The sequence below is a fragment of the Proteiniphilum sp. X52 genome (genome assembly GCF_003712195.1).
Classification (GTDB): domain Bacteria; phylum Bacteroidota; class Bacteroidia; order Bacteroidales; family Dysgonomonadaceae; genus Proteiniphilum.
This window is the reverse complement of sequence record NZ_RDSD01000014.1, coordinates 42,043-69,008: the sequence shown is the minus strand read 5'-3', so window position 1 is coordinate 69,008 and position 26,966 is coordinate 42,043. Positions and strand designations below refer to the sequence as shown.

Annotated in this window: 20 protein-coding genes, 1 tRNA gene and 1 pseudogene; 13 read left to right on the top strand and 9 right to left on the bottom strand. The window is 45.4% G+C overall.

The window, feature by feature from the left end; translation table 11 throughout:
- The first annotated feature begins 735 nt into the window (after nucleotides 1-735).
- Nucleotides 736-2,622: a DUF349 domain-containing protein gene (locus tag D7D25_RS11840; protein WP_370453855.1), complete on the top strand. Its 1,887-nt coding sequence runs from the start codon at nucleotides 736-738 to the stop codon at nucleotides 2,620-2,622.
- Between the two features lie 102 nt (nucleotides 2,623-2,724).
- On the opposite strand, the gene D7D25_RS11835 is transcribed toward D7D25_RS11840, so the two are convergent.
- Nucleotides 2,725-4,257 (bottom strand): RagB/SusD family nutrient uptake outer membrane protein, encoded by a 1,533-nt coding sequence (locus tag D7D25_RS11835; RefSeq protein WP_122969157.1) that lies wholly within the window; start codon nucleotides 4,255-4,257, stop codon nucleotides 2,725-2,727.
- Between the two features lie 12 nt (nucleotides 4,258-4,269).
- A complete protein-coding gene (locus D7D25_RS11830) occupies nucleotides 4,270-7,377 on the bottom strand; it encodes a TonB-dependent receptor (RefSeq protein ID WP_122969156.1) in 3,108 nt (1,035 codons plus the stop codon).
- Between the two features lie 774 nt (nucleotides 7,378-8,151).
- Between D7D25_RS11830 and D7D25_RS11820 the strand changes: the two genes are divergently transcribed.
- A complete protein-coding gene (locus D7D25_RS11820; RefSeq protein WP_122969155.1) occupies nucleotides 8,152-8,574 on the top strand; it encodes a helix-turn-helix domain-containing protein in 423 nt (140 codons plus the stop codon).
- Nucleotides 8,575-8,649: 75 nt separating this feature from the next.
- Here D7D25_RS11820 and typA read toward each other — a convergent pair whose 3' ends face one another.
- On the bottom strand, nucleotides 8,650-10,452 hold the full coding sequence (typA, locus tag D7D25_RS11815) for a translational GTPase TypA (protein WP_122969187.1): 1,803 nt from the start codon (nucleotides 10,450-10,452) through the stop codon (nucleotides 8,650-8,652).
- A 248-nt stretch (nucleotides 10,453-10,700) separates the two neighbouring features.
- Here typA and D7D25_RS11810 point away from each other — a divergent pair, with 248 nt between their 5' ends.
- From D7D25_RS11810 to D7D25_RS11800, 3 genes and pseudogenes are all read left to right on the top strand, one after another.
- Nucleotides 10,701-11,063 (top strand): MarR family winged helix-turn-helix transcriptional regulator, encoded by a 363-nt coding sequence (locus D7D25_RS11810; RefSeq protein ID WP_122969154.1) that lies wholly within the window; start codon nucleotides 10,701-10,703, stop codon nucleotides 11,061-11,063.
- 63 nt (nucleotides 11,064-11,126) lie between these two features.
- Nucleotides 11,127-12,755: pseudogene (locus D7D25_RS11805) on the top strand (FAD-dependent oxidoreductase); the annotation flags it as partial.
- Nucleotides 12,756-13,110: 355 nt separating this feature from the next.
- Nucleotides 13,111-13,878 carry an energy transducer TonB gene (locus tag D7D25_RS11800; RefSeq protein WP_158602605.1) on the top strand — a complete coding sequence of 256 codons (768 nt, stop codon included), beginning with the start codon at nucleotides 13,111-13,113 and terminating at the stop codon, nucleotides 13,876-13,878.
- Between the two features lie 97 nt (nucleotides 13,879-13,975).
- On the opposite strand, the gene D7D25_RS11795 is transcribed toward D7D25_RS11800, so the two are convergent.
- From D7D25_RS11795 to rpmH, 6 genes are all read right to left on the bottom strand, one after another.
- A complete protein-coding gene (locus tag D7D25_RS11795) occupies nucleotides 13,976-14,590 on the bottom strand; it encodes a NigD-like C-terminal domain-containing protein (RefSeq protein ID WP_122969152.1) in 615 nt (204 codons plus the stop codon).
- Between the two features lie 7 nt (nucleotides 14,591-14,597).
- On the bottom strand, nucleotides 14,598-15,749 hold the full coding sequence (locus D7D25_RS11790) for a 1-acyl-sn-glycerol-3-phosphate acyltransferase (protein WP_255417284.1): 1,152 nt from the start codon (nucleotides 15,747-15,749) through the stop codon (nucleotides 14,598-14,600).
- A 14-nt stretch (nucleotides 15,750-15,763) separates the two neighbouring features.
- Nucleotides 15,764-16,747, bottom strand: a complete 984-nt coding sequence (locus tag D7D25_RS11785) for a D-alanine--D-alanine ligase (protein WP_122969150.1) — start codon at nucleotides 16,745-16,747, stop codon at nucleotides 15,764-15,766.
- A 220-nt stretch (nucleotides 16,748-16,967) separates the two neighbouring features.
- Complete coding sequence (locus D7D25_RS11780) at nucleotides 16,968-18,044, bottom strand: RluA family pseudouridine synthase (protein WP_122969149.1); 1,077 nt, start codon at nucleotides 18,042-18,044, stop codon at nucleotides 16,968-16,970.
- Nucleotides 18,045-18,054: 10 nt separating this feature from the next.
- The gene (locus D7D25_RS11775) at nucleotides 18,055-18,720 is read right to left on the bottom strand and encodes a PASTA domain-containing protein (RefSeq protein ID WP_255417283.1); all 666 of its coding nucleotides are present in this window, start codon (nucleotides 18,718-18,720) and stop codon (nucleotides 18,055-18,057) included.
- 176 nt (nucleotides 18,721-18,896) lie between these two features.
- Nucleotides 18,897-19,043 carry a 50S ribosomal protein L34 gene (rpmH, locus tag D7D25_RS11770; RefSeq protein WP_019539052.1) on the bottom strand — a complete coding sequence of 49 codons (147 nt, stop codon included), beginning with the start codon at nucleotides 19,041-19,043 and terminating at the stop codon, nucleotides 18,897-18,899.
- Nucleotides 19,044-19,413: 370 nt separating this feature from the next.
- Here rpmH and D7D25_RS11765 point away from each other — a divergent pair.
- From D7D25_RS11765 to D7D25_RS11730, 8 genes are all read left to right on the top strand, one after another.
- Nucleotides 19,414-19,485: transfer RNA gene (locus D7D25_RS11765), tRNA-Glu, on the top strand.
- Between the two features lie 40 nt (nucleotides 19,486-19,525).
- Nucleotides 19,526-19,780, top strand: a complete 255-nt coding sequence (gene rpsT / locus D7D25_RS11760) for a 30S ribosomal protein S20 (protein ID WP_122969147.1) — start codon at nucleotides 19,526-19,528, stop codon at nucleotides 19,778-19,780.
- A 1-nt stretch (nucleotide 19,781) separates the two neighbouring features.
- On the top strand, nucleotides 19,782-20,087 hold the full coding sequence (locus D7D25_RS11755) for a Dabb family protein (RefSeq protein WP_122969146.1): 306 nt from the start codon (nucleotides 19,782-19,784) through the stop codon (nucleotides 20,085-20,087).
- Nucleotides 20,088-20,480: 393 nt separating this feature from the next.
- The gene (gyrB, locus tag D7D25_RS11750) at nucleotides 20,481-22,439 is read left to right on the top strand and encodes a DNA topoisomerase (ATP-hydrolyzing) subunit B (protein WP_122969145.1); all 1,959 of its coding nucleotides are present in this window, start codon (nucleotides 20,481-20,483) and stop codon (nucleotides 22,437-22,439) included.
- An 18-nt stretch (nucleotides 22,440-22,457) separates the two neighbouring features.
- The gene (locus D7D25_RS11745) at nucleotides 22,458-23,366 is read left to right on the top strand and encodes an LD-carboxypeptidase (protein ID WP_122969144.1); all 909 of its coding nucleotides are present in this window, start codon (nucleotides 22,458-22,460) and stop codon (nucleotides 23,364-23,366) included.
- 12 nt (nucleotides 23,367-23,378) lie between these two features.
- Nucleotides 23,379-24,893: a potassium/proton antiporter gene (locus tag D7D25_RS11740; RefSeq protein WP_122969143.1), complete on the top strand. Its 1,515-nt coding sequence runs from the start codon at nucleotides 23,379-23,381 to the stop codon at nucleotides 24,891-24,893.
- 490 nt (nucleotides 24,894-25,383) lie between these two features.
- Entirely contained in the window at nucleotides 25,384-26,394 is a 1,011-nt protein-coding gene (locus D7D25_RS11735) for a M28 family peptidase (protein ID WP_122969142.1), read from the top strand.
- Nucleotides 26,394-26,825, top strand: a complete 432-nt coding sequence (locus D7D25_RS11730) for a SufE family protein (protein WP_122969186.1) — start codon at nucleotides 26,394-26,396, stop codon at nucleotides 26,823-26,825. The genes D7D25_RS11735 and D7D25_RS11730 overlap by 1 nt, the downstream gene beginning before the upstream one ends.
- The last annotated feature ends 141 nt before the right edge of the window (nucleotides 26,826-26,966 follow it).

Genomic DNA, 26,966 nt, shown 5'->3' with positions numbered 1-26,966 from the left:
AAAATGAACTAATCGTATGAAACGAGCAGAGGAAGATTTCCCAGGCCGGGAGATTATTATTGTGAGTTCCATACACCTTGATATAAAAAAATGAACTAATCGTATGAAATCACAAAAATATTGCGTTAATTTGTATTACTTTTGGGATGCGAATGATAAAAACTGCTATCTTGTTTTAAAAAGAACAAAATTGAAATGCAACATATAGGCTTTTAAAGCCGGATTTAAACGAAGGGACTACTGATGAATACGAAAAACAATCTTGACAACGATAAATTACCTGTTAACAAAGAACAAAATAGTGAAGACTTGCAGTCTGAACTTCCGGAAAAGGATTCAGCGGTAGAGATCCCTCAAAATGAGACTCCTGCTGTAGGGGAGGATGCCGAGAAAAAAGATCTGCCGGGTACGGGAGAAACTGCTTCTGAGGAAGATATTGCTTTGGAAGAGGTCGCCGGGGAAGAGTTGCCAAAGAATATGGAGCAAGCGATCGACAATATGGAACAAGCGATCGACGAGGACGCTGTTCCTGGCGAAGTATTTCCTGAGGAAGTGGTGCATGAAGAAGTATTTCCTGAAGAAGTAGTGCCCTGTGAAGTAGTTCCGGAAAAAGTTGTTCCCGAGGAAGTAATGCCCGGGGAAGTAGCACTTGAGGAAGTTGTATCAGGGGAAGTTGTTCCTGAAGAAACCATTCCTGAAGAAAATACGACTGCGGATGAGAGTCCAGAAGGGACTATGGTGGAAGAAAAAGAGAGTCGAGGGAAAACTACACAAGAACCGGAGCCGATAGAGGCCGAAGAGGAACATTCTACCATTGATTATGATCTGGACGATGGTAATGGGCTAACAGATACGGAAGATGACGAGGAAGAGGATACTGATGAAGATTCCCTTGCGGATGATTCTTCCGTTGCCTTGCTCCCCATCGAAGAGATTGTGCGTAACTTGCGTGAACTGTTGAACGCTGAAAGTCCCAAACGCAAAGAGGTGGATGAGTATAAAAATCAATTCTATCGTTCTTTGCGAAACGAAACCGAATCACAGAAGCAAGTGTTCCTCTCAAACGGCGGCGAAGAGATTGATTTCGTAGGAAAAGAATCCGAAATTTACACTGAAGGAAAGGAGTTAATCCGGAAAATAAAGGAAAAAAGGGCGGATATCCTCGCGAAAGAAGAGGCGGAGAAAGAGAAAAACGTAGCCAGAAAACTGGCTATTATAGAACAGGTCAAAGTGTTGACCGAAACCCAGGGGCAAGAGGATTTCAACAAGATCTACCAGGAATTCAAACTGCTTCAGCAGGAGTGGAATGTCATTAAACTGGTGCCTCAGGAAAGAGTGAATGAGTTATGGAAATCGTATCAGCGGTATGTGGAGAAATTCTATGATCTGGTACGGATCAATAATGAATTCAGGGAATATGACTTCAAGAAAAATCTTGAAATCAAGACTGAGTTATGTGAAGCGGCAGAGAGACTCAACGATGAACCGGATGTGGTTTCGGCTTTCCATCAGCTGCAAAACCTGCATCAGGAGTGGAGAGAGGTGGGCCCGGTTTCCAGAAAAGACAGGGAAGAGATATGGACCCGATTCAAAGAGGCATCCACTCAAATCAATAAAAAATACCAGGTTCATTTTGAGCAGTTAAGGGAGAAAGAAAATGAAAACTTGGAATTAAAGACCGCCCTTTGCGAGAAGCTCGAGGCAATTGATTACAGCGCGCTTAAATCGGTCAAAGACTGGAATAACAAAGTAAAAGAAGTACTTGAAATACAAACCCAATGGCGCCAGATAGGATTTGTGCCGAGAAAATGGAACACAAAGATATATAAACGTTACCGGGCAGCCTGTGATTTCTTTTTCAGGAGTAAAAACGAGTTTTACAAATCCCTTCGTGGAGAGATGGAAGAGAACCTCAAGAAAAAAATTGCTCTCTGTGAACGTGCCGAAGCTCTTAAGGAGAGTCAGGACTGGAAAAATACGACACGGGAAATGATTGATATCCAGAAAGAGTGGAAAACGATCGGTATTGTCCCGCACAAATATGTGGACAGTATCTGGAAACGGTTTATCTCAGCTTGCGATTACTTCTTTGAACAGAAAAAATCGCATACCTCGTCGCAACATGAACAGGAACAAAAGAATCTGGAAGAAAAAAGAGCGATCATCGGGAAAATAAACCAGTTGGATACTGCTGTGGGAAAGGAAAAGGCTTTGACTGAGTTGCGCGAGTTGATGGAGCAGTGGCATGAGGTCGGTCATGTCCCTTATAAGATGAAGGACCGTATTTATAAAGAGTTCTATGAGGCTGCGGAAGCTCAGTTCGACAAGCTGAATATTGACAAGGAGGAAAGAAAACTGGAGGCGTATAAAAGCGCGATCTCCGATATGGCAAAATCGGATAATTCAAGAGGACAGCTTTTCCGGGAACGGGAAAAGCTGGTACGTCAGTATGAGCGGATAAAGAATGAATTGCAGACCTATGAAAACAATATCGGATTCCTGTCGGTTTCCTCCAAAAAAGGAAATCATCTGCTGGATGACATGAATCAGAAAGTGGATAGGCTTAAATCGGAATTGGTCTTATTAGAGAAGAAGATCAGAACGATCGAAGAGGAATTGTAACAACATGCCTCATTGATAGAACAACCGTTATAGGACAAGTTATGCGGCCGGGCATCAATCCGGCCGCTTTTTTTGATCCCACCTGTCTATATAATCATCATTTTAATAACCGTAGTTTTGATCGAGATTGGGATTTAATGAAATCTCACTATCAGGGATCGGTAAATAATTGTCTTTTTCTATATCATATCCATTCGGGAATTTGATTTGTATTAATTCCCCCAGCGCACCCCTGACTTCAACCGGATAAATTTCCGGCCCGATATTCCACCGTTTTATGTCGTCCCAATACTGACCTTCAAGCGCAAGCTCAACACGTCGTTCCTTACGCACAATCTCCCGGGTTTCACTCTGGTGCAAACCTTTTGGGATAGCGGTGATTTTTACGTCTTCCCTGCCTCTTCTGATCAGGTTAATCAAATCAATGGCTCTGTCAATGTCTCGGTTGAGTTCTATAAGTGCTTCAGCCTCGCAAAGAATCACATCACCGTAGCGAAGGATCATAAAATCCAATGGCGATTCGTTGCCTTTTACTTCCATTGTTTCAATAGTATATTTACGAATTCCATAGCCTACTAATTGGCCGGTATGATTTTTAATTTCATCCGGATAGAGTTGTCCCTGAAAATATGCGCCGGGTCTTAATATGGTAAAATCTAAACGCGGATCTCTGTTTTCATAGGGATTCTCCGGATCAATCGCTGTGCCGTCAATGGTTTCATACGCATCCACCAAATCTTGTATCGGCGCAACGGAATTCGATCCGTCAATGCCATATTTCAGGTTTTGAGGTTGCCAATATCTGTCGAAAACACTTCCTTGACTGTAAGGCCCGGCCATAAAGCTTAAACTGAAAATTGTCTCGCTGTTCCCTTCATTTTCAAATTGAAATAATCCGTAATAAGAAGGGAATAGTGAATATTTCCCAAGCGCTTCAATTTTATTACAATATTCAAGTACTTCTTCCCATTGAGAATTATAGAGGTACGCTTTCATCTTCATGCCTAATGCTGCACCCAAAGTAATATGTCCGGTAGAAGCATCCTTTGATAGTACTTTGATCGCCTCATTATAGTCTTCATGAATTTGATTCCATACTTCTACTTCACTGGCACGGGTCAGATTTTTCGCCTCGTCCGGTGTTAATGTATTCAACACAAGTGGAACCCCACCATAGGTTTTTACCAGCAAATCATAAAAGACAGCCCTCAGAAAATATGCTTTACCTTTATACACACTGTTCTGTTCATCAGTGAGAGAGGTTACTTTATCAATATTCTCCAGGAAGTAGTTTGCCCTGTAAATGCCTTGATAACAGTATGTCCATCTTGAACTGACAATACCTCCTGACCCGGAATATATTTGTCCGGCTCCGACCTGCATTTGTTGTCCTTCCCAATGAGCCCATTGGTAAGCATTTGGCGTACATGCATCATATCCTCCGCCGTATCCGTATACAAAATTATTTCTCAATGTGTTGTATATTCCATTCAAGGCAAGTTCGACATCCTGTTCTGTTTGCCAAAATGTTTGATCTGTTATCTGATCGTCAGGCAAGATATCCAAGTAATTACTACAAGCGGCTATGATCAAAACCAGAGGAAGGTGGAAAATGGATCTATATATTCGTTCCATAATATCTTATTGTTAAAAATTTATATTTAATCCCAGACTGTAAATTGTAGGAATTGGGTAATGCCCGTATCCATCAGTAAAGGTGTCCCTTTCGGGGTCAAAGCCTTCGTATTTATTGCTGACCAGAGTAAACAGGTCTGTTCCGTTTGCATAAACATACAGGTTTTGCAAGGAAAGCCTCTTGCTGAAATGCTTGGGCAAATTATATCCAAGTTGTAAGTTCTTCAACTTAAACCATGACATATTAGTCGTCCAAAATGAGGATTCCTGCCTGTTCCATGTGTCATTGATCACTATTCGGGGGGTAACAGGGGACGGATTTTCTTCACTCCAAGCGTCTCTCCATCTTTCAGTCACAGTTCCACCCGAAATTCCGAGAGGCTGTGTCCATGCATTCTGGAAATAGCCTGTTACCCCTGCAATCCCGGAAAAAAGAAAATTCAAATCAAAGTTTCTCCAGGTCAGGTTTCCCGAAATTCCATAAACGAACTTTGGAATGGTATTCCCTATTTCTCTTTTATCCTGGTAATCAAGCCTGCCATCATTATTAAAATCCTTGTACTTCAAATCGCCGGTAACGGGTATATAGCCATTATTCTTCATATGGATTGCCGATTCCTCATCAGATTGATACACACCCTCCTGGATGAATCCGTATAAGGTTTTATAAGAAAAACCTTCCCTTATAAGATACAGCTGATCCGGCGCTCCCTCCCTGAATTTAGTGACCCTGTTTTTAATATAGGTCAGGTTTGCCCCGAGGTTATAACTCAAATCATTTTCCGGGATCCTGTCATTCCATCCTACAATAACTTCAAAACCTTTATTTTTCATTTTGCCTACATTCTCAAAGGGGGCGCTCAATCCTCCCATCACCCTGGGGATGGGTAGTTGTACAATAATGCCTGAGGTGTTCTTGACAAAAAAATCGCTTTCAATGGTGAGTCTGTTATCGAGAAATCCCATATCGATTCCGATGTCGGTGGTAGTGGTTGTCTCCCAAGTGATATTTTGATCCACTAAAGCCGTTACAGCGGCACCCGGTGCGAGTTGATTCCCGAAATTATAGCTGGTGCCGTAATCCTGTGTGATAAACGTCAGGTAGGGAAAATAATCCCTATTATTGGAAGAGCCAATATTTTGGTTGCCCAGTTTTCCCCATGAAGCTCTCAGTTTCAAATTATCGAAAATCTCCCATTTCTTCATGAATGGTTCTTCACTGAGCCGCCAGGCGGCAGAGAATGAGGGGAAATACCCCCATCTGTTTTCTTTGGCGAATCGGGAAGAGGCATCCGCCCTTAGATTCGCTTCAAACAGATATTTGCTCAACAGGGCATAATTGACTCTCCCAAAATAGGAGAGCATTCTCCACAGGTTTTTGTTGCCGTTCGCGATTGGATTTGATGTGCCTGCGCTTACTTGGTGCAAGCCATCCTTTTTTGGGGGATCCGATTTTTGGGCTTCTGTTGTTTTTCTCTCGAGACTTTCCGTTTGAAATCCCAATACGCCCGATATTTCGTGAGTGGTATTGAATTGGCGGTTAAAATTCAAATTGGTGAAAAAAGTGGAATAAAAATTATCGGATACCCCTCTGTATAGGTTTATGGTGGATGGAAAGTCAAGAGGTTTTGTCTGATTGTTCAGATCCAGGTCTGTATAGCAATAATGCAGTTCGTTATACCTATCCCTGGTATTGTTGTTATACTGTCCGTTGTATTGAGCCGTTAAGTTCAGGGAACCGGTAATTTTATATGTGGCTGAAAAATTGGCTTTGACAAAATTGTTGGTGTAGGTATTTTCACCGTTGTGTAGATCAGGAAACGGGTTCCGGGTATCTACTATGGGTTGTCCGGCCCTGGCGCCCGATTGGTAAAGGGCCATAGTGCCTCCGAACGTCTTTCCGTCTTCTAAATAAGGCGTTGAGAAGGGATGCCCGTTGGCCATCATGTAAATTACCCTGCTGATCCCGTCATAAGGCTGGCTTGAAATCTTTCGCGTATAAATAAGCTTTGTCCCTATGTCTATCTTGTCGTTGATCTTCATATTGTTGTTCACTGTGATGCCGTACCTGTTGGAATTAGTGTTTTTGACAATCCCTTCCTGTTTTAAATAATTTACAGACAGGTAGGTGGTTGACAAATTGCTTGACAATTGGGCCGATAAGTTATGCTGTGTGGTGATGGCACTTCTGAATACTTCATCGAAATAATTGGTACTGGGATATTTGTACGGATCATTACCTGTCTTGAAAGCCTCCAATACATCATCCGGAAATAGTGCTTCCCCGCCACTGCTTACGTTCGCAGCATTCCACATTTGCATATACTCGTAACTGTCGGAAATCAGGTTGTACCTCCGTCCCAGTTGGGAAACACCCACGTATCCATTATAGTTGAGTGAAATCTTTTGTTCTCCTGTTCCCTTCTTTGTTTCAATGAGTATTACCCCGTTTGCGGCGCGCGAACCATATATGGCCGCGGAGGCGGCATCTTTCAGGACAGTGATACTTTCAATATCATTTGGATTGATTTCAGCAATTTGCCCTTCAATTCCATCGATGAGTATGAGAGGGTCTGTATTATTCAGGGTGCCGTAGCCTCTGATCCTGATGGTAGCACCGTCACTTCCCGGCGAACCTGAATTCTGGCTTACCCATACGCCGGGGATTTTTCCTGCTAAGGCCTGAGATGCATTCGTAATGGGCCTGTTTTCTAGTGTTTTATCATATCGTATTGCAGATACTGATCCGGTGAGATTCACTTTTTTCATAGTCCCGTAGCCCACGACAACGATCTCTTCCAAAGTCTCGACATCCTCCTCCAACACCACATTTATATTGGTCTGTCCATTGATAGGAATGGTTTGAGTTTCCATACCTACATACGATATCTCCAGTACCGCCTCCGGATGTACATCCGGTAAAATGAAACGGCCATCCATATCTGTGACCACACCGATGCCCGTCCCCTCTATTCTGACTGATACGCCCGCCAATAATTCCCCTTTCACGTCAGTAATCGTTCCGCTGACCGTAACGGTCTGTGCGGACATATATACGGAAAATGCCCATATAAACGCTGACAAAATTCCTTTCGTTACACTTAAAAATACTTGTCTCATTTTCACATTTTGTTTTAAATTGATTAATTAATTCTTTCAGATATTACAGGTTTGTTCTTGTTTATTTGGGTGTCGATACCTTAAAAGGAACACCGGGTCGTTTTTTGACAAAGCAGGGCCTTGTGTCCGCAGGAGCTTGTGGTGCAAACATAGGGGATCAAATAGGAGGTATTTCAACACTTTTGGTTGTTTAACTTCTGGCAGGTGGAGTAGAATATAATTATAATGGAATAAAATACAACGCCGTATAAAATTTTTTTTTGTATTTTTGTTGGTTAAGGAGTTTACTATGTTTCATCTTTCATCACAAAACAAGTTCCTATGTTTGAAATTGGAAACTCCAGCAAAATAGCGAAAAAATAAGCTATATTAAATGCGTTCTTTGATAAGGTTAAGAAGTTCAATAGTAAAAGACACCACAAGGGAAAAGAACAGGATAAAATCGCTGTCACGTTTCCATGGGATGGAAATCCCCGGGGAATTTACGAAACATTCCGTTGGTAATTGGTCGAAGCGTTGTGGAAAGTATGTTTACGATAGGATTTACATTTGGATTTTCTTAGCCATATAGACAGTGTCATTAATACAAAAAAGGAGGCAGGATATCCACCTCCTAAAACCAACATTACTGCATACAGTCAGGATGCTTATTGCTGACAGGTTGCTCCCCAGCAGAGCCTGCTTCCTCTTAACACCCTGATACAAAGACAGAATGTTAAAGCTAATTAATAACAATTATCCGGGTTTTTCTTGGATTTTAAATGGAAAGCAATTATGGAAACAATTTACAGGGTTAACCGGAAACATTTGGGATATAACGTGAAACGTCTTCGTGAAATACTGGGTGTGAAACAGGAGGATCTGGCGGAGAGGCTGCACCTGACACAACAATCGGTATCCAAGCTCGAGAATAAGGAGGAGCTGGATAATGAAATGCTGGAGAAGATAGCCAACGCGATGAATATCCCTTCGGATGCCATAAAGAATTTTACCGACGAGGGAACAGTGCATATTGTTTCGAACACCTTTTCTGGTCATTACTCGGCATTATATAATAATGCCACGATCAATAACCCAATCGAAAAGATCGTGCAGTTGTATGATGAAAAAGTGGGGCTGTACGAGCGGATGCTTCAATCGGAGAAGGAAAAGGTGGCTTTGCTGGAAGAGTTGCTTCGGGATAAATCAAAAGCCTGAGTGAAGGCGATTAGATGCCGTTCTCGGGAAGTTTGTTCCACGATGATTAGGTGAAATGGATTCGTTGATATTATATCACCCTTTCTTGACCGCCCGTTTGCGGTCGTTGTCATCCAGCAGTATCTTGCGGATACGCATGTGTTTGGGTGTCACTTCCACATACTCATCTTCCTTGATGTACTCCAAGGCCTCCTCCAGGCTGAAGATGACGGGCGGAGCCAATTGCGCCTTGTCGTCGCTTCCTGACGCGCGCACGTTGGTCAGCTTTTTCGATTTGGTGACGTTGACCACCAAGTCGCCCTCCTTATTGTGTTCGCCCACCACCTGTCCTTCATACACATCGGTTTGCGGTTCAATGAAAAACCTGCCTCTGTCCTGCAACTTGTCCAAGGCATAGGCATAGGCATTTCCCGACTCACCCGCGATGATGGATCCATTCTGGCGTTTTTCGATAATTCCTTTCCATGGACGGAATTCCAGAAAACGATGCGCCATGATAGCCTCTCCGGCGGAAAGCGTGAGCACGGTATTGTTCAGCCCGATGATCCCTCGTGAGGGAATCACGAATTCCATGTGCATGCGGTCGCCCTTATTTTCCATGGTAAGCAATTCCCCCTTGCGGCGGGTGATGACGTCGATCACTTTGCTGGCCGATTCTTCGGGGAGGTTCACCGTGAGCTGTTCCATCGGCTCGTGCCTTTCTCCTCCGATCTCCTTGATGATCACCTGCGGCTGCCCCACCTGCAGCTCATATCCTTCGCGGCGCATGGTTTCGATCAGCACCGAGAGGTGCAATACCCCCCTCCCATATACGATCCATGAATCGGCGCTGCCGGTCTCCTCCACGCGAAGTGCCAGGTTCTTGTCCAACTCCCGCATCAGCCGCTCGTAGATATGGCGCGAAGTGACATATTTGCCATCCTGACCGAAAAAGGGTGAGTTATTGATGGTAAACAGCATCGACATGGTCGGTTCGTCGATAGCTATGGGGTCGAGCGGGTCGGGCTTTTCCACATCTGTCACCGTATCCCCGATATCAAATCCTTCAATTCCGATCAGTGCGCAGATGTCGCCCGATGTGGCCTCGTCCACTTTGACGCGCCCCAACCCCTCAAACAGGTTTACCTCCTTGATACGGATCTTTTGAATGCTCCCATCTCTTTTGCAAAGCGCATAATCCTTGTTCGAAGCGATGGTGCCGCGGTGTACGCGTCCCACAGCTATGCGACCCACATAGTTGGAGAAATCGAGAGAGGTTATCAGCATCTGCGGCGTGCCTTCCAGCACTTTGGGGGCAGGAATATATTGGATGATCGCATCCAGCAGGGGAGTGATGCTGCCGGACGGTTTTTTCCAGTCATCAGACATCCATCCCTGTTTGGCGGAACCGTAAATGGTGGGGAAATCGAGTTGCTCTTCGGTGGCGTCAAGGCTGAACATCAGGTCGAACACATCCTCCTGCACCTCTTCGGGACGGCAGTTGGGTTTATCCACTTTGTTGATCACCAGGATAGGCTTTAGCCCGATCTCGAGTGCCTTTTGCAATACAAACCTGGTCTGCGGCATAGGCCCTTCAAAAGCGTCTACCACCAACAGGCAGCCATCCGCCATGTTGAGCACGCGCTCCACTTCACCGCCGAAATCGGCGTGGCCGGGCGTGTCGATAATATTTATCTTGATATCATTGTATCGTATGGAGACATTCTTTGAGAGGATAGTGATACCCCGCTCCCTCTCCAGGTCGTTGTTGTCGAGAATCAAACCTTCTGTCTGCTGGTGGTCCCTGAAGAGATGGCCTGCCATCAACATTTTGTCCACCAAAGTGGTCTTGCCGTGATCCACGTGGGCGATGATGGCAATATTTCGGATATTCTGCATGTAAAACAATCTTTCTTATTAGGAGTGCAAAGATACAGATTTTCAATGATAAATTGATCATGTGATTTGTTTTAGTAGCAATAACCCATTTTTTTTCTCTTGAAAGCCATTACCTTCCTGCTTCGACGGTCGCCTCGCGATTTTGCGGGAACGGGCGGTTTTACCAAATTAACCGGTTAATAAGTTTTTTGGAATTTTGACCGAAAAATATTTACTTTGCAAAAAATTTGTAGTAGCAATTATTTGTAATGGAATCAATCTGCCGTCTAAAAGATATATATAAAGCTCTTTACGATTATGAGAAGCGGTTCGCGGAGGAAACGGGCATTACTATCAATGAAGGGGCTTTGCTTTGCTGCCTGAAAGATGACAAGCCGAAATCCGCGAACGAATTATGTGATTTCATCGGACTGTCCGGTTCAAGGGTGTCACGTATCATCCATACTATGGAAGAAAAGAATTTTATTTTACGCGAGATAGGAACCTCCGATAAGCGTCAGATGATTTTTACGCTGACAGATACCGGCAGGAAAAAAATCAGGGAAATGAGAAAGCATGATATCGATATCCATTCGCTGCTTGCCCAATGGGCTTCCATCGTAAAAGAATAAAAGTTTCACCTGCATTATTGTTATTGGCAAATATATAGAGTGACAAATAAGGAACACATGAATATGAAGATCATTATTATCGGGGGAGTAGCCGGAGGGGCTACTGCGGCTGCGCGCCTCAGAAGGCTGGATGAGGAGGCGGAAATTATTCTTTTCGAGAGAGATGAATATGTATCTTATGCCAATTGCGGCCTGCCGTATCATATCGGGGGAACGATCGGGAACCGGGAAGATTTATTCCTGCAAACTCCGGAAGGTTTCAGAAGTCGTTTCCGCGTGGATGTTCGTGTAAAATCGGAAGTTATCGCAATAGATCCTGAAGAAAAAACCGTCACGGTAAAAGATCTGAAAACGGCAGCCATATATAAGGAAGGATACGATAAGCTGATCCTTTCTACCGGTGCGCAACCCGTAAAACCGGCAATCAGCGGCATAAAGAATGAGAACATCTTCTCGTTGCGCGATGTGCCAGATATGGATCGGATAAAATCCGCAATCACCGGAAAAAAAGCAGCATCGGCGGTGATTGTGGGAGGCGGGTTTATCGGACTTGAAATGGCCGAAAACCTAAAAGAAGCCGGCCTGTCGGTGTCGGTGGTCGAGCAGGCCGATCAGGTGATGGGAACGGTTGACTACCCCATGGCGGCTATGGTGCATCACTATCTCCGTTCACGGAAAATAGACCTTTTCCTCAATGAAAATATTATAGCGTTCGAATCTGATAATGGGCGTGTCAAGGTGCATTTGGCAAGCCAAAAATCCCTTACGGCTGATATGGTTCTCCTGAGTATCGGCGTAACGCCTGAGAACAGCCTGGCCAAGGGCGCCGGACTGGAAATCGGCCGTTTGGGAGGGATCGTGGTGAATGACTATATGCAGACGTCCGACGCGGATATCTATGCGGTGGGCGATGCCGTGGAAGTGAAGAACCCTGTCACCGGGAGTCCCACACTTATCCCGCTTGCCGGCCCGGCGAACAAACAGGCGAGAATCGCCGCTGACAACATCATCACGGGAAACAGCAGGGTTTACAAAGGGACGATCGGAACTTCCGTCGCCAAACTATTCGACATGACCGTCGCTTCCGCCGGAGCTTCGGAAAGATTGCTTTCGCGGGAAGGAATAAAGTATATGACGTCGATCAGCCATGCGGGATCCCATGCCGGCTATTACCCCGGCGCCTTACCGTTGTCGGTCAAAATCAACTTCGCTCCCGACGGGAAACTTCTCGGGGCACAGGTGGTCGGATTCGGCGGGGTGGATAAACGCATTGACCTATTGGCGCAGGTGATCCGTAACGGAGGAACTGTTTACGATTTGCAGGAGATAGAGCATGCTTATGCCCCTCCTTTTTCTTCCGCGAAAGATCCGGTGAATATGGCGGGATTTATTGCCGAGAATATCCTTGCCGGACGGGTAAAGATTGTCCACTGGAATGATATGGACAAGGTGGGAGCAGATACTATGATCCTTGATGTGAGGACCAAGGAGGAATTTGACTCCGGGCATATCGACAAGGCTGTCAACATTCCCCTGGATGAATTGCGGGGCAGGCTTTCCGAAGTTCCCGCCGGTAAACCGATTTATATTTACTGCGCGGTGGGATTGAGGGGCTATATAGCCTCACGCATCCTTTCACAGCACGGATATACGGCGGTTTATAACTTGTCGGGAGGGTATAAAACCTATTCATGCGTTCTTCACGATCAACGGAATAGTACCGGAAGAGAGTGTGATTCCTTTCCTGTGATCCGGGATGACGGTGAAACAAGGGGCTGAATAGTGAGGGATTTGAAGCGTGCGACGGTGGCGGATGGCAATCGTTCGCATCCACGTGGATCAACGCGAAACATTCCTATAGGGAAAGAAAATTTAAGATCCATGCCGTTTTTTCCTTTGTGTAAACCAGTGGTTTTTTATATCTTTGTCTCTGGATCAAATGTAACATATTTCAGCGGATTTTAGTCAGATGAGTATACCTAAATTTCTCTTTGTTTTCGTCACCTGCATTTTTATTGGAGGCTTTGTTGCGAAACAGTCAGTTCTCTTGGCGCAAGAAGCGCCGATGTCGAGTAGCGACAAGGTTTTTGAAGAACCCGATATAATGCCGATATATCCGGGAGGAACTCCGGAAATGCACCGTTTTATTGCGAACACGTTGAAGTATCCGGAAGATGCGAGAGCGCGGAATGCCCAGGGATTGGTGGTATATACCTTTGTGGTGGAGAAAGACGGTACACTTTCCAACTTCAATATTATCCATCGTGCTGACTCGTTGCTGAATCAGGAGGCGCTGCGTATTTTGGAGGCTATGCCGCCCTGGCGTCCAGCCAGGCATAAGGGAGAGATCGTGCGTTCCGAAACCTATGTCCCCATGTATTTCAGGCTCAATCAGCATGCGGTAGCGTCGGGTAACCCAGTCCAGGTTACACGTAATTATTCCAAAACGAACCCTGAGGTAATTGAGAACAACACGATCTACACCATAGTGGATAAGATGCCGCAATATACCTATGGGGAGTCGGGATTGTCTGCGTTTATCGCGCATAATATCCGTTACCCGCGTGAAGCCAGACAGGAAGGTATCGAAGGACGGATCCTCTGTTCGTTCATAGTAGCCAGTGACGGCTCCATCTCAAATATAGAGGTGGTGGAAGGATCGAATAAGTCTCTCAATGAGGAAGCGATCCGCGTGTTGGGTCTTATGCCGAAATGGATACCGGGTGAGAATAACGGTGAAAAGGTACATGTGAAATGTCTCCTACCCATCGACTTTGTGATAGATGAGGATCCTATCCCGGGAATCCCGGGGTAACCCACTTTGGTGGGACAAGCGCGGGGGAGTAAAAAGAACCGGTTTGTTATTGAATAAGCATAGAAATAAGGAAAGCTGCGGATAAAATTCGCAGCTTTTATTTTAATTCCAGCTCAAATATACGAATTCCGGTATAGGTGTTGATAAAAAACCGGAAGGGGACTGGAGAACTCTCTGCCCGCTCCCGCAAGTCCGTGAGAAGGAAAGAAGCATGCATTATCTTGGGATATCCCGGAGGATCATCGTTTGAAGAATGGCTGAAATAGAGATCTACCGATGTGGAAGAATGATCACGGAACAGGGCCACGCTGTGTGATTCTCTAAGGTATTCTATTTCCATGACCAGATTCAGGTAATCTCCGCCGACCCACACACTTTGGATTTTCACCGGATCATCTGAGTAATTTTGCGGGAATCCCTCCGCTTGAATAATACCTGTGAATATATTGGATACAAAATTAATTTTGATGGCGTCTCCCTCCAATGGCGTGTAATTGAGAATGACGCGTTGACCCTCTTTCCCGGAGTAGTCTTTTACTGCTTCGGGAATAAGCAACCTGCCATTGTCGAGTCTAAAACGGTAGTTTGAGTTTTCTTTTACTACCGTGGCAAATTCCACCAGATAGTCGTCCATCCTTCCCCGATCCTTTTCACATGCGGAAAGAAGGAGGATCAGCAGAAATGCCCAAAGAGTAGCCGTAAAACCTCTCATTGCGCATTTATTGTGCTAGCTGATTGTTCTTAACCGTGTTCCCGTACATCCCGATGATTTTCTCACGCAGGAAATCATCGTCTCTGTTGGGGATGTTTATTTTGTCGATCTGCTTCTGCAGATATGTGTTGAAATTCGACAGGTCTTCGTCGGTATATTCCGATGAGAACCGTCCGGTACCGGTCATCAGGTCGTATGCCACGTAATTGAACGGGAAAAAGGTGTAATTGCGATAAATCTCCCGGTCGATAAGGGAAGCCGCTTTTTCGAGTAACTCATTCCTGCCAACGGTTTCGGGAATGTCACCGACTGCCCGGTCGATGCAGGTGCCGAACCTGAATGCGACACGTCCCTTGAAACCCATGATGCCGGTGTACATATTTTCAATGTCGTCGGCCTCGGTTTTTTTGTAGTCCGGATTATCTCGTTTAAGCTGGAACTCTTTGGCCTTGAGATAATCGCATGGATCCAGTTCATAGGAAATGGAAAGGGGAATGATGTGCAGGTCTTGCAATGCCCGCGCCGGATTGGTGCTATCGTGCAGAGTGAGCATTTTAAGGAGGCTTACTTGTGTTTTATCGTTCGAGTCTTTTGCCCGCCCCTCGCATTGTGCAATCCATGCCGGTTGTGCCCTCCGGTTCACCGTGTCATGGATATATTCCGAAAGATGTTTTGACACCTCCAGCTTCTGGCGTACAGACACACTCCGTTTTACGGTGAAGCTTTTGTTAAGGCGTACCAATTCTTCTATCCAGGGGTAAATAAGGAGGTTGTCTCCTATCGCTATCTCTGTGGTAGGTTTATCCTGATCGATCATGAGTATATTCAGGAAAGCGGCATCCAGTACAATATCACGATGGTTGGAGATAAAAAGGTTTCCTGTGCCTTCGGGAATATTTTCCCATCCGGCACCACGCATCTCGGCAGTGGTTTTGGCGATCAGTTGCTTCATGGCCGGATAGATGACGTGACGCTGAAAATCGTTCTTGGTCCTGCATTGACCCATGATTGCCGTAAACTCCTCCCACGGAAGGGGTTTTACAAAGGGTTCGGCCGCGCGCCTGAAATAACTGTTGGCCATGAGCCTCTCAATCGTCTCCGGAACTTTGCTGTCGGGAATGGGACTGATATCGTTGAATCGATTCATTCTTTCTGTCATAATATTGTTACGGGTTAAAAGTATACCTGATTCATTTCTGTTTCTATTATCTCAGAGATAATATTTGTCATGGAGAGTCCGGCAGTATTTACCTGTTGAGGAATAAAACTGGTGGCGGTCATTCCCGGTGTGGTATTCACTTCCAGGAGAACAGGCTCATCGCCTGTCAAGATATAATCGACCCGGATGATCCCTTTCGCACCGATCAGGTGATATATTCTTTCGGTCTGCTGCTGAATAGCCTGGGTGATTTCTGCGGGAAGCCGCGCCGGGGTGATTTCTTCCACCTGGCCATTGTACTTGGCGTCAAAATCGAAAAACTCATTGGTGGTAACTACTTCCGTAACGGGTAACACCGTCATTCCTTTATCGGTCTTGAAGCAGCCGCAGGTCACTTCTCTCCCCTGCAGGAAGCGCTCGACAATCACTTCGGATGCTTCCCTGAAAGCCTCTTCCACAGCTTCTGAGAGTTGAGCGCTCTCCTTTACTTTGGTGGTGGCAAAACTGGAACCGCCCAGATTGGGTTTTACGAAGACGGGTAATCCCAGCCTGGAGATGATCTCATGGGGGTGACAGGGATCATTTTTCCGCAGGAGTATCGAATCGGCCACCCTGATTCCGAAGTTTTTCAGGAAACTGTTACAGGTGAATTTGTTGAACGTCAGCGCTGAGGCCAGCACTCCACAGTTGGAGTAGGGAATAGCCAGCATATCGAAATAACCTTGGAGTGTTCCATCTTCGCCGGGTGTGCCGTGGATGGTGATATAGGCGAAATCGAACAGGACACTTCTGCCGTTGCCATCCCTGTAACTGAAATTATTTTTGTCGACCGGATAAAAACCCTGATCTTCCACTTCCCATGAGGTGCGGTCTATCCTGACCTTGTAGACGTCGTATTTCTCCTTGTCGATAAAGGAGTATATGCCGGCAGCACTCTTTTCGGATATCACTATTTCCGAAGAGTAGCCTCCCCACACAATGGCGACATTTTTTTTCATTATTTCAAGATTCAAAATTTAAGATTTAAAATTCAAGATTTGGCTTACACCGATTGCAAATTGACTCCGTCGATTGTTAATTGACTCCGTCGATTGTTAATTGACTTCGTCGATTGATAATTGACTTCGTAGATTGCTAATTCAGATCCCAAATTCTAAACCGTCAGATTATAAAACTGTTAAATCAACAAACCTTCCCACTTCCCACCTTTCCTTCGAATCATCGGGCCACACTGCCATAGGCTCTCCACTTGTCGATGACCGATTGCATGTCTTCCGGGATATCGCTTTCAAAATAGAGCTCTTCTCCCGTGTTGGGATGTACAAAACCTAATGTTTGCGCGTGTAGACATTGCCGGGGACAGAGCGCGAAGCAATTGAAAACAAACTGCTTGTATTTCGCAAAACGGGTGCCGCGAAGGATTTCATTGCCTCCATAGCGTTCATCATTAAACAATGGATGTCCTATCTGTTTCATGTGAACACGGATCTGGTGTGTGCGCCCTGTCTCTAACCGGCATTGTACGAATGTTACATAACCGAATCGTTCCAGTACGCTGTAGTGGGTGACAGCCGGTTTGCCGTGATCACCGTCGGGGAAGACACGCATACGCATACGGTCGTTCGGGTCACGCCCGATATTACCCTCTATGGTTCCGTGGTCGCCCGCCGGATTCCCCCATACCAAAGCGGCATACATACGTTTTGTCTCTTTCCGGAAAAACTGTCCGCAGAGGTTTGTTTTGGCCTCAGGGGTTTTGGCTACCAGCAGCAGGCCTGACGTATCTTTATCGATCCTGTGCACAAGGCCCAGTCTCGGATCATCCATGTCACGGATATCATCCCGGTTGAGATGATATGCTACGGCGTTGACCAGTGTCCCGGTATAATTTCCGTGACCGGGGTGTACTACCATGCCGGCGGGTTTATTGATCACCATCAGCACATCATCTTCATAGACAATGTCAAGCGGGATGTCTTCAGGTATGATCTCCAGTTCGCGCCTGGGACGATCCATCACGATAGAGATCACATCGAGCGGTTTTACCTTGTAACTCGATTTTACCGGTTGTCCGTTCACCAGGATACAATCAGCGTCGGCTGCTTGCTGAATACGGTTTCTGGAAATCCCTTCTATCCTGACAGACAGAAATTTGTCGATTCGCAGCATAGTTTGTCCCTTATCCGCCACAAACCGATAATGTTCGAATTTCCGATTTTCTTCCCGGGACCCTTCTACTATTCCATCGTCATCCTCAGATAAAAAATCGATGTCGTCCAAATTCTGTTCCGTCACAAGTAATCTGTTAGAAAAATGAATCGTCTATTGCCCCGTCGCTTCCCGATTGAAGGCCATTGCCGTTGCCTCTCCTTGCGGGCGGTACGATGTATTCATTATCGATCCTTAATGAGTCGGCAAGGACTCCGCTGGTGACAACCAGTGTAAGTGCCGAGCCGGCAGGGATCTTTTCTTCGGGGGCCAGTCTTTTACCCCGGTATTCCACGGCTACCACCAGGCCGGAGTATTCTGCCGGTACCTCCTGAATCGATAGCTGGGTGAATCCCAGCGAATTGAGTAGCGCGGAGGCCTGACGGATGGAGTAGTCCGTTAATTCCGGTATGGCGATCATCTGAGGATTCTTGGCGTAGATCGTCAAATAGATGGCGCGTCCCTCCTTCACTTTATTTCCGGCTTTGGGCCTCTGATCAATGATTGCTCCCGGCGCGGCATCACGTTGATAAATGGAGTCCACGATCTCGGCCTGTAGGCCTTTGGCTCTGAGGATAGTAGTTGCTTCTTCTATCTGGAGGCTTTCCAATGAAGGCACAACCACATTTTGTCCGTGTCTTGTATAAACGTTCAGTAATAGCAATGCCAGCACGACAAGCAGTACACCGCATGCTATAATCATCAGCAGGTTTTTTACAATGTTGCTGCTGAGGATGGATTCTTTAGTTTGTCCTTTACTCATAACAATCGAGCGTATAAGTGTATAAGCATATACGGAATACAAAAGTACAAAAAATAATGAGAGTGGGAGAGCAGAGATAGGGAAAAAGAAAAGTGAAAGTGCGGTCAGGGGTGTGCTGGGAAAAACAAAAAACAGGAATGGGCAATGCTATTCCTGTTTTTTTAAAGATAATGTTTTTAATATTCGTCTGACACGGATAATTTAGCCCTGCCTTTTGCGCGACGGGCGGCAAGCACTTTCCTTCCGTTTTTGGAAGCCATTCTGGAACGGAATCCATGTTTGTTTTTTCTCTTTCTGTTAGAGGGTTGAAATGTTCTTTTCATACGATTATTTTATTTTTGTTTCTTATTTTTGTCTTCTGTATTATATATGGAGTAAGTACGGTTAGTTCCAGGTTTTTTGACGCCCGATTCTTGCCGTTCCCCTTACCTTAATAATTTCCCCTTACCTTAATAATTGAAACCTTGTTTTACGGGCTGCAAAATTAGATAAAATATTTGAAAGAACCAATTGGGTATAATATAAAAATAGTTTTTTTCTCTTTTCCAGCCTTTTGAACAGATCTGGGAAGAGAAATGAAAAGAAAAATGAAGAAAATTAAAAGAAAAGTTTTGTGCTTTCAGAAAAACGTTCTATATTTGCACCCGCAATTGAGACAGCAACATTTTTAACAATAGGGTTCACGCCCGAAAGGGCCCATTCGTCTATCGGTTAGGACGCAAGATTTTCATTCTTGAAAGAGGGGTTCGATTCCCCTATGGGCTACAATTTATTTAGAAAAATTTAAACATACGCGTCAACAGAAATGGCAAATCATAAATCATCTGTAAAAAGAATCAGACAAACCAAAGCGCGTCGTCTGGCAAACAGATACGTGTCACGCACTGCCAGAAATAAAGTGCGGGAATTACGTGCGATCACTTCCAAAGAAGAGGCTCAGAAGATGTATCCCGAAGTTTGTTCTATGCTTGACAAGTTGGCCAAGAAGAATGTGATACATCAAAACAAGGCCAATAACCTCAAGTCGAAACTGGCTTCTCATGTGAACAGCCTGAGTTAAGATGATAAAACATCTGGTATTCTTTAAGTTGGCCGGAGAGGCCGAAGGGAATGCTAAAACGGAAAACATTCTCCTGGTTAAGGAAAAGCTGGAAGCGTTAAAAAAGGTGATACCCGTAATCAGAAAGATAGAGGTCTTCGCGAATCATCCTCAGGCTTCCTCCGAAAATTATGATGTTGTGCTCGACAGTGAATTTGATTCACTGGAAGATCTGAAAATGTATGCTGAACACCCCGCGCATATGAAAGTGGGGGAGTTTATCGCCAAAGTAGGCATCGGTAGGGCAGCAATCGATTACGAGTTTTAGACTGCACACTCTACTCTATATCATTATATCACAAAGGCGGACTTATTGTCCGCTTTTGTCGTTTATGGGCTTTTCCCGAAAAACGTAACCGTTTTCAGCTTCACGCGACCCTTTACTAAAGCGAGTCGTTCGCTCGCTGTGGCATATTCAAGCGCCCTTTAGTGGTTTTTTCGCTCAACATAATCAAAACTTGTTTTGCTTCAGTTTTCGCTTATTGAAAACATACGAACCGGTTGGGCTTTCTGCTCATTTGGCTTCAAGCGAACGTTCTAAAAAAACAAAAAGAGGTTGGAAAAGTGACTGTTTTTTCGTATTTTTGTTCAGTTTTGGAAGAATGGGTAAATCCATTATAAGTATTTAATTCACAGGTAGTTTTAATATATATTGAAAGAAATGTCAGAAGAAGAGAAAAAAAATGCAAGCGGAAATTATTCTGCTCAAAATATTCAGGTGCTCGAAGGGCTTGAGGCGGTACGTAAACGTCCGGCGATGTATATCGGTGACGTAAGTGAAAAAGGATTGCATCATTTGGTCTCTGAAGTAGTGGATAACTCGATCGACGAGGCATTGGCCGGTTACTGTACGGAGATAAATGTGACCATCAATGAAGATAATTCAATCACTGTAAAGGATAACGGACGCGGTATCCCGGTCGATTACCACGAGAAGGAGAAGAAGTCGGCCCTTGAGGTGGTGCTTACCGTATTGCATGCCGGGGGAAAGTTCGACAAAGGTACCTATAAAGTGTCGGGTGGGCTTCATGGGGTGGGGGTTTCCTGTGTGAACGCCCTCTCTATCTATCTGAAAGCCGAAATACATAAGGATGGGAAGATTTATGTGCAGGAGTATTCGCAAGGCAAGCCTTACGCCGACGTGAAAATTGTGGGGGAGACCAAAGAAAGCGGCACGATTATCACTTTTAAACCCGACGACACCATTTTCACCACAATGGAATACCGGTACGATATTCTGGCGACCCGTCTTCGCGAACTGGCATACCTGAACGCCGGCGTTACGCTTACTTTGACCGACAAACGGGTGGTGAATGAGGAAGGTGCGTTCAAAACAGAACGTTTTTACTCTGAAACCGGTCTCAAAGAGTTTGTCCGTTATATCGACAAAAACAAGGAATCGCTCATTCAGGATCCTATCCATATTGTCACCGAGAAAAATGGTATCCCTATCGAAATAGCGCTCACCTATAACGATACTTATAACGAGAACATCTACTCTTATGTGAATAATATCAACACCATTGAAGGTGGAGCGCATCTCACGGGTTTCAGGCGCGGCCTTTCGCGTACATTGAAAAAGTATGCCGAAGATTCCAAAATGCTCGATAAGGTGAAAGTGGAAATCAGCGGTGATGATTTCCGCGAAGGTGTTACAGCCGTGCTTTCTGTAAAAGTGGCAGAGCCGCAGTTTGAAGGGCAGACCAAAACAAAACTGGGTAACAGTGAAGTGATAGGAGCCGTGGATCAGGCGATAGGAGAGGCCCTGAGATATTATCTGGAGGAACACCCCAAAGAAGCCAGGGTGATTGTGGAAAAAGTGATCCTGGCAGCCACCGCCCGCCAGGCTGCCCGCAAAGCACGTGAGATGGTGCAGCGCAAGTCTCCCTTATCGGGTGCGGGGTTGCCCGGGAAACTGGCCGACTGCTCCAGCAAAGATCCGGCACAGAGCGAGATATTCTTGGTGGAGGGAGATTCTGCCGGGGGGACTGCCAAGCAGGGACGTAACCGTATGTTCCAGGCTATCTTGCCCTTGCGCGGCAAGATTCTCAATGTTGAAAAAGCGATGCCGCATAAAGTGCTGGAAAGCGATGAAATCAAGAATATATATACTGCTTTAGGTGTTTCCATAGGAACCGAGGAGGATTCCAAAGAACTCAATATCGAGAAACTGAGGTATCATAAAATCATCCTGATGACCGATGCTGATGTGGATGGAAGCCACATCGACACGCTCATTCTTACTTTCTTCTTCCGTTATATGCGTCTGCTGATAGAAAGCGGATATGTCTACATTGCCACTCCACCCCTCTATCTTTGCAAGAAAGGAAAGATTGAAGAGTATTGCTACAACGATCAGCAACGGCAGGCTTTCATCAACAAATATGCCGATGGTAACGAGAATGCTGTTCATACGCAACGTTACAAAGGTCTTGGAGAGATGAACGCCGAACAGCTCTGGGCGACCACAATGAATCCGGAGAACCGCACCCTGAAGCAGGTCACGATTGAGAATGCCGCCGATGCGGATATTATCTTCTCCATGCTGATGGGAGAAGAGGTAGCCCCCCGCCGGGAATTTATTGAAGAGAATGCGACCTATGCCCATATCGATGCATAGAGGGGATAAATTAACAAGATGAAGCGACCGCCGTCACTGCAGTTCAACGATAGAGCCGTCATCCTCTCTCCTGCGGGAAAAATTGACGGATATGTGGTGCGGGACGCGGCCGCTGTCTTGGATAGCTGGGGACTATGTCCGGAAATCAGTGAAAACGCCTTGGGCGACATAGGGCGATTCAGCGGCTCGGTGGCACAGCGACTTTCTGATCTGCAAAAAGCGTTCGATGATCCGGAGGTGAGACTTGTTTTCTGCTCTCGAGGCGGTTATGGCACGGTCCATTTGCTTGGAAAGCTTGACTTTTCGGGGATCAAACGAAATCCGAAGTGGGTTGTCGGTTATAGTGATATAACCCTACTTCATGCCGCGCTGCAAACCTACGGCATAGCTTCCCTTCACGGGCCGATGGCCCAACATTTTTCCGATGAAGGGGCGGAAGATATAGCTGTGCGTCACACAAAAAGTATCTTGGCGGGGCAGCCTGTGAAATACCGGATTCCTGTGGGAGAGAAAAATTCTCATTTGAACAGAAAGGGAGAGGCTACAGGGAGATTGTTCGGGGGAAATCTGTCGGTTTTCTGCGGCCTGTTGGGATCTAAATATGCGAGAATTCCCAATGGAGGCATATTGTTCATCGAGGATATTGGCGAAGTGCCTTATCGTGTGGACCGGATGATACATCAGTTGAAACTTGCCGGAATATTCAGAAGGATCAGTGGCCTGATTGTCGGTCAGTTCACCGGTTATGAAGAGGACAACCAAATGTATTCCCCACTGTCGGAATCTATCAGAGAGGCAGTCAGTGAATATGATTTCCCGCTCTGTTTTAATTTCCCGGTGGGACATGTGAAATTGAACTTCCCGCTGATTATGGGGGGGATAGCCGCATTGAGAATTGAAGAAGATTTTATTTCACTCATACAATAAAACTATCATAAAATGACGATAAGCCCTGAATTATTGTTATTAGTAGGATCTATTCTATTTTTTATAAGCATGCTGATTGGGAAAGCAGGCCATCGTTTTGGTGTTCCCATATTGTTGCTTTTCCTTGTGGTGGGAATGGTTTTCGGATCGGATGGATTCGGTCTGGTTTTTGAGAATGTGCAAACTGCCCAAACGATCGGCACGATCTGTTTGACAGTAATTCTGTTTTCCGGTGGATTGGATACTAAATTCTCTGACATCAAGCCGGTTATCTGGCCCGGAGTGATGCTTGCCACCTTAGGGGTGTTTATTACCGCCCTTCTGACAGGCCTGTTCACCTATTGGTTGTCCGGTCATATGTTTCCGGCCTCGGGAATCAGCCTGGTGGCGGCCATGTTGCTTGCATCCACATTCTCATCGACCGATTCGGCATCGGTATTCGGGATATTGCGCTCAAAAGGACTTTCACTTAAAAATAACCTCCGGCCATTGCTGGAGCTGGAGAGTGGAAGCAACGACCCGATGGCGTATATGCTTACCATTGTGTTTATGGGAATCATCCAGTCCGGAAGCGATCCCGATATCGGCATGGTGATCCTCACCATCGTGATACAACTCTCTGTCGGCGCGGGAATGGGTTATCTGCTGGGGAAGGGATCGGTGATTATCATTAACCGTATTCGTATGGATAACAGTTCTTTTTATCCTATTCTTTTATTGACCCAGGGAATATTTATTTTTGCAGCCACCTACTATCTGAGAGGAAACGGATACCTTGCCGTGTATATTGCCGGACTGGTGATAGGAAATGCCAAGTTCTCGCATAAGCGAACCTCTATGAAATTTATTGATGGAGTGGCCTGGATGAGTCAGATATTGCTCTTCCTTACTCTCGGTTTGCTTGTCAATCCCGGCGAACTGGTTGAAGTAATCGTGCCCGCCTTGATTATCTCCGCTTTCCTGATTTTTATCGGACGTCCGCTCACTGTATTTCTTACATTGATCCCCTTCCGTAAAATAGGTTTCAGGGACAACCTCTATATTTCTTGGGTGGGGCTGAGAGGCGCAGTGCCTATCATTTTCGCTATTTTACCGTTGGCCGCGGGAATTCCCGATGCACGGTGGATTTTTAATATTGTTTTTGTGATTACCATTGTCTCGTTACTTGTGCAGGGTACTTCCCTCCCGATGGTGGCAAGATGGCTCAATCTGGCCGAAAAACCGCAAAAACATAAGGCGTTGGAGGATTTTGATGTGGAATTTGCGGAAGAGATCAAATCGGCCATGACTGAAATACTTATTACAGAACAGACCTTGAATTATGGTAAGAATCTGATAGAGATGCCTTTGCCGGATAAGACGCTGGTCGTTATGGTGAAAAGAGGGGATCAATTTTTCGTGCCGACCGGTCAAACCGAACTGCATGCGGGAGATAAGTTGTTGGTTATCTCCGACAATGAAGAGGCGTTGAGAGAGACTTATCAAAATATAGGGATTTCGAATTTTTCTTATCAGAGGAATCAGTGATAATTCGTGGATTGGAATTGGAAATTGAGAACTTAGAACTTAGAACTTGGAACTGAGAACTTAGAACTGAGAACTTAGAACTGAGAACTTAGAACTGAGAACTGGGAACTTATAACTGAGAACTTGGAACTAAGAACTTAGAACTTGGGACTAAGAACTTAGAACTGGGAAGTAGAGAGGTTGATGATTTCACTAGGCCGATTTTGGCTCCGCCGAACGTTGACCCAATTCAAAATTCTGAATCTGGGATTTTAGAAACTGTTTTGAATTTTACGAGTAATTATTTTACGCATATTTTTCCACTCTTTCATATTGTTTTTGCCCTTTTTCGCGCCTTTGAACTTTCATTTCTTTTAAGTGGCCCGCCACATTTCAATCAATGAAAATCCAAATCCATCAAAAAATGGCTAAAAAACAATGGATGAAAAAATTCAAAACAGCTTCTTAAAATTCAAATCAGCGCAGTCAAATCTTGAAATAAACAAATTATATGCAACGTGCGGGTAGTTTTTTTCTGTTGATCCTGTTAATAGCCGGAGTGCTGTTTTCCATATCATGCAATTCCTGTCAATCCAATAAGAATATGGTACAGCTGGAATTATACCGGCAAATTTCTCCTGAATTCGATGCTGACAGTGCTTATGCGTTTGTGGCGAAACAGGTGGGTTTTGGCCCCAGGGTGCCCGGCTCGCCGGCACATAAAGCCTGTGGTGATTATTTAACGGGAAAACTGGCCGAATTCGGAGCACAGGTGATAGAACAAAAGGCCGATATTACCCACTACGACGGTGAAAATCTGACGATACGCAACATCATAGGGAGTTATTATCCTGAAAAAGAGAAAAGAATTTTACTTTTCGCACACTGGGATTCCCGCCCTTTTGCCGACGAGGAATCGGTGCCTGACAAGCAACGACAACCCATTGCGGGTGCCGACGATGGAGCCAGTGGGGTAGGGGTTCTATTGGAAATTGCCCGCCACCTGCACCGGCTCCCGGTGGAAGTCGGAATCGACATGATCTTTTTCGACCTGGAAGATTGGGGACAACCCTCTTTTGCTGCCGATTGGGTACAGGGGGACTGGTGGTGTCTCGGGTCGCAATACTGGTCTGAACAACCTCATGTGGCACATTACAAAGCCGCCTATGGCATTTTGCTTGATATGGTGGGCGCCGCAAACGCCACCTTCCTGAAAGAGGGATATTCCATGAAATATGCGTCGGAAGTATTGGAAAAGGTATGGGGCGTCGCGGCGAAATTAGGATACGGAAACTACTTCCTCTCGAAAAGCGGAGGTTATATTACCGACGATCATTTGCCGGTCAACCAGCATCACCGGGCGCCGAGTGTCAATATAATCAATCTCAAGACCGATACCCATACCGGATTTGCGCCACACTGGCACACCCATAGAGATGATATGCGCAATATCGACAAGGGCAGCCTCAAGGCAGCCGGACAAACAGTAATGGAAGTGATTTATACAGAAAAAGGAACATGATGCAAACAATAGACAAAGTACAACAGGAAATTATTGATGAGTTCAGCATCTACGATGACTGGATGGATAAGTATGCCATTATTATTGAACACGGAAACGCTCTGCAACCGATCGATGAAAAATATAAAATCCCTGAGAATATTATCGAGGGATGTCAAAGCCGTGTTTGGCTGCAGACCGATTACCGTGACGGAAAGCTCTGGTTCCAGGCCGAAAGTGACGCCATCATAGTCAAGGGATTGCTGGCACTGGTACTACGGGTATTTAACGGGCGTACCCCCGATGAGATTATCAACACCGATTTGCGCTTCATGAAAGAGATCGGACTTACCGAACATCTTTCGCCAACGCGCTCTAACGGTTTACTTTCGGTAATCAAGCAGATCCGTTTTTATGCCATTGCCTACAAAGCCAAAGGGGAGAGAAACTGACCTTTACTTTTGGAATTTATTGATTCCAGTCTCGCATGTAAGTTTGAAATGTGTGCAACTGAAGCGGGGAACTTTCGATGTTTCGTGGGGAACCCATAGCTGGAAATGCGAATAATATGCCCATATCACTGATCAGTCAAT

Bases quoted from the DNA above. Each gene is read 5' to 3' on its own strand.
- D7D25_RS11790 (WP_255417284.1), bottom strand. From the start codon at position 15,749: ATGACAGAAAGAATGAATCGATTCAACGATATCAGTCCCATTCCCGAC.
- gyrB (WP_122969145.1), top strand. From the start codon at position 20,481: ATGTCAGAAGAAGAGAAAAAAAATGCAAGCGGAAATTATTCTGCTCAA.
- typA (WP_122969187.1), bottom strand. From the start codon at position 10,452: ATGCAGAATATCCGAAATATTGCCATCATCGCCCACGTGGATCACGGC.
- D7D25_RS11735 (WP_122969142.1), top strand. From the start codon at position 25,384: ATGCAACGTGCGGGTAGTTTTTTTCTGTTGATCCTGTTAATAGCCGGA.
- D7D25_RS11835 (WP_122969157.1), bottom strand. From the start codon at position 4,257: ATGGAACGAATATATAGATCCATTTTCCACCTTCCTCTGGTTTTGATC.
- D7D25_RS11755 (WP_122969146.1), top strand. From the start codon at position 19,782: ATGATAAAACATCTGGTATTCTTTAAGTTGGCCGGAGAGGCCGAAGGG.
- D7D25_RS11810 (WP_122969154.1), top strand. From the start codon at position 10,701: ATGGAATCAATCTGCCGTCTAAAAGATATATATAAAGCTCTTTACGAT.
- D7D25_RS11830 (WP_122969156.1), bottom strand. From the start codon at position 7,377: ATGAGACAAGTATTTTTAAGTGTAACGAAAGGAATTTTGTCAGCGTTT.
- D7D25_RS11775 (WP_255417283.1), bottom strand. From the start codon at position 18,720: ATGAGTAAAGGACAAACTAAAGAATCCATCCTCAGCAGCAACATTGTA.
- rpmH (WP_019539052.1), bottom strand. From the start codon at position 19,043: ATGAAAAGAACATTTCAACCCTCTAACAGAAAGAGAAAAAACAAACAT.
- rpsT (WP_122969147.1), top strand. From the start codon at position 19,526: ATGGCAAATCATAAATCATCTGTAAAAAGAATCAGACAAACCAAAGCG.
- D7D25_RS11840 (WP_370453855.1), top strand. From the start codon at position 736: ATGGTGGAAGAAAAAGAGAGTCGAGGGAAAACTACACAAGAACCGGAG.
- D7D25_RS11740 (WP_122969143.1), top strand. From the start codon at position 23,379: ATGACGATAAGCCCTGAATTATTGTTATTAGTAGGATCTATTCTATTT.
- D7D25_RS11820 (WP_122969155.1), top strand. From the start codon at position 8,152: ATGGAAACAATTTACAGGGTTAACCGGAAACATTTGGGATATAACGTG.
- D7D25_RS11785 (WP_122969150.1), bottom strand. From the start codon at position 16,747: ATGAAAAAAAATGTCGCCATTGTGTGGGGAGGCTACTCTTCGGAAATA.
- D7D25_RS11745 (WP_122969144.1), top strand. From the start codon at position 22,458: ATGAAGCGACCGCCGTCACTGCAGTTCAACGATAGAGCCGTCATCCTC.
- D7D25_RS11730 (WP_122969186.1), top strand. From the start codon at position 26,394: ATGCAAACAATAGACAAAGTACAACAGGAAATTATTGATGAGTTCAGC.
- D7D25_RS11795 (WP_122969152.1), bottom strand. From the start codon at position 14,590: ATGAGAGGTTTTACGGCTACTCTTTGGGCATTTCTGCTGATCCTCCTT.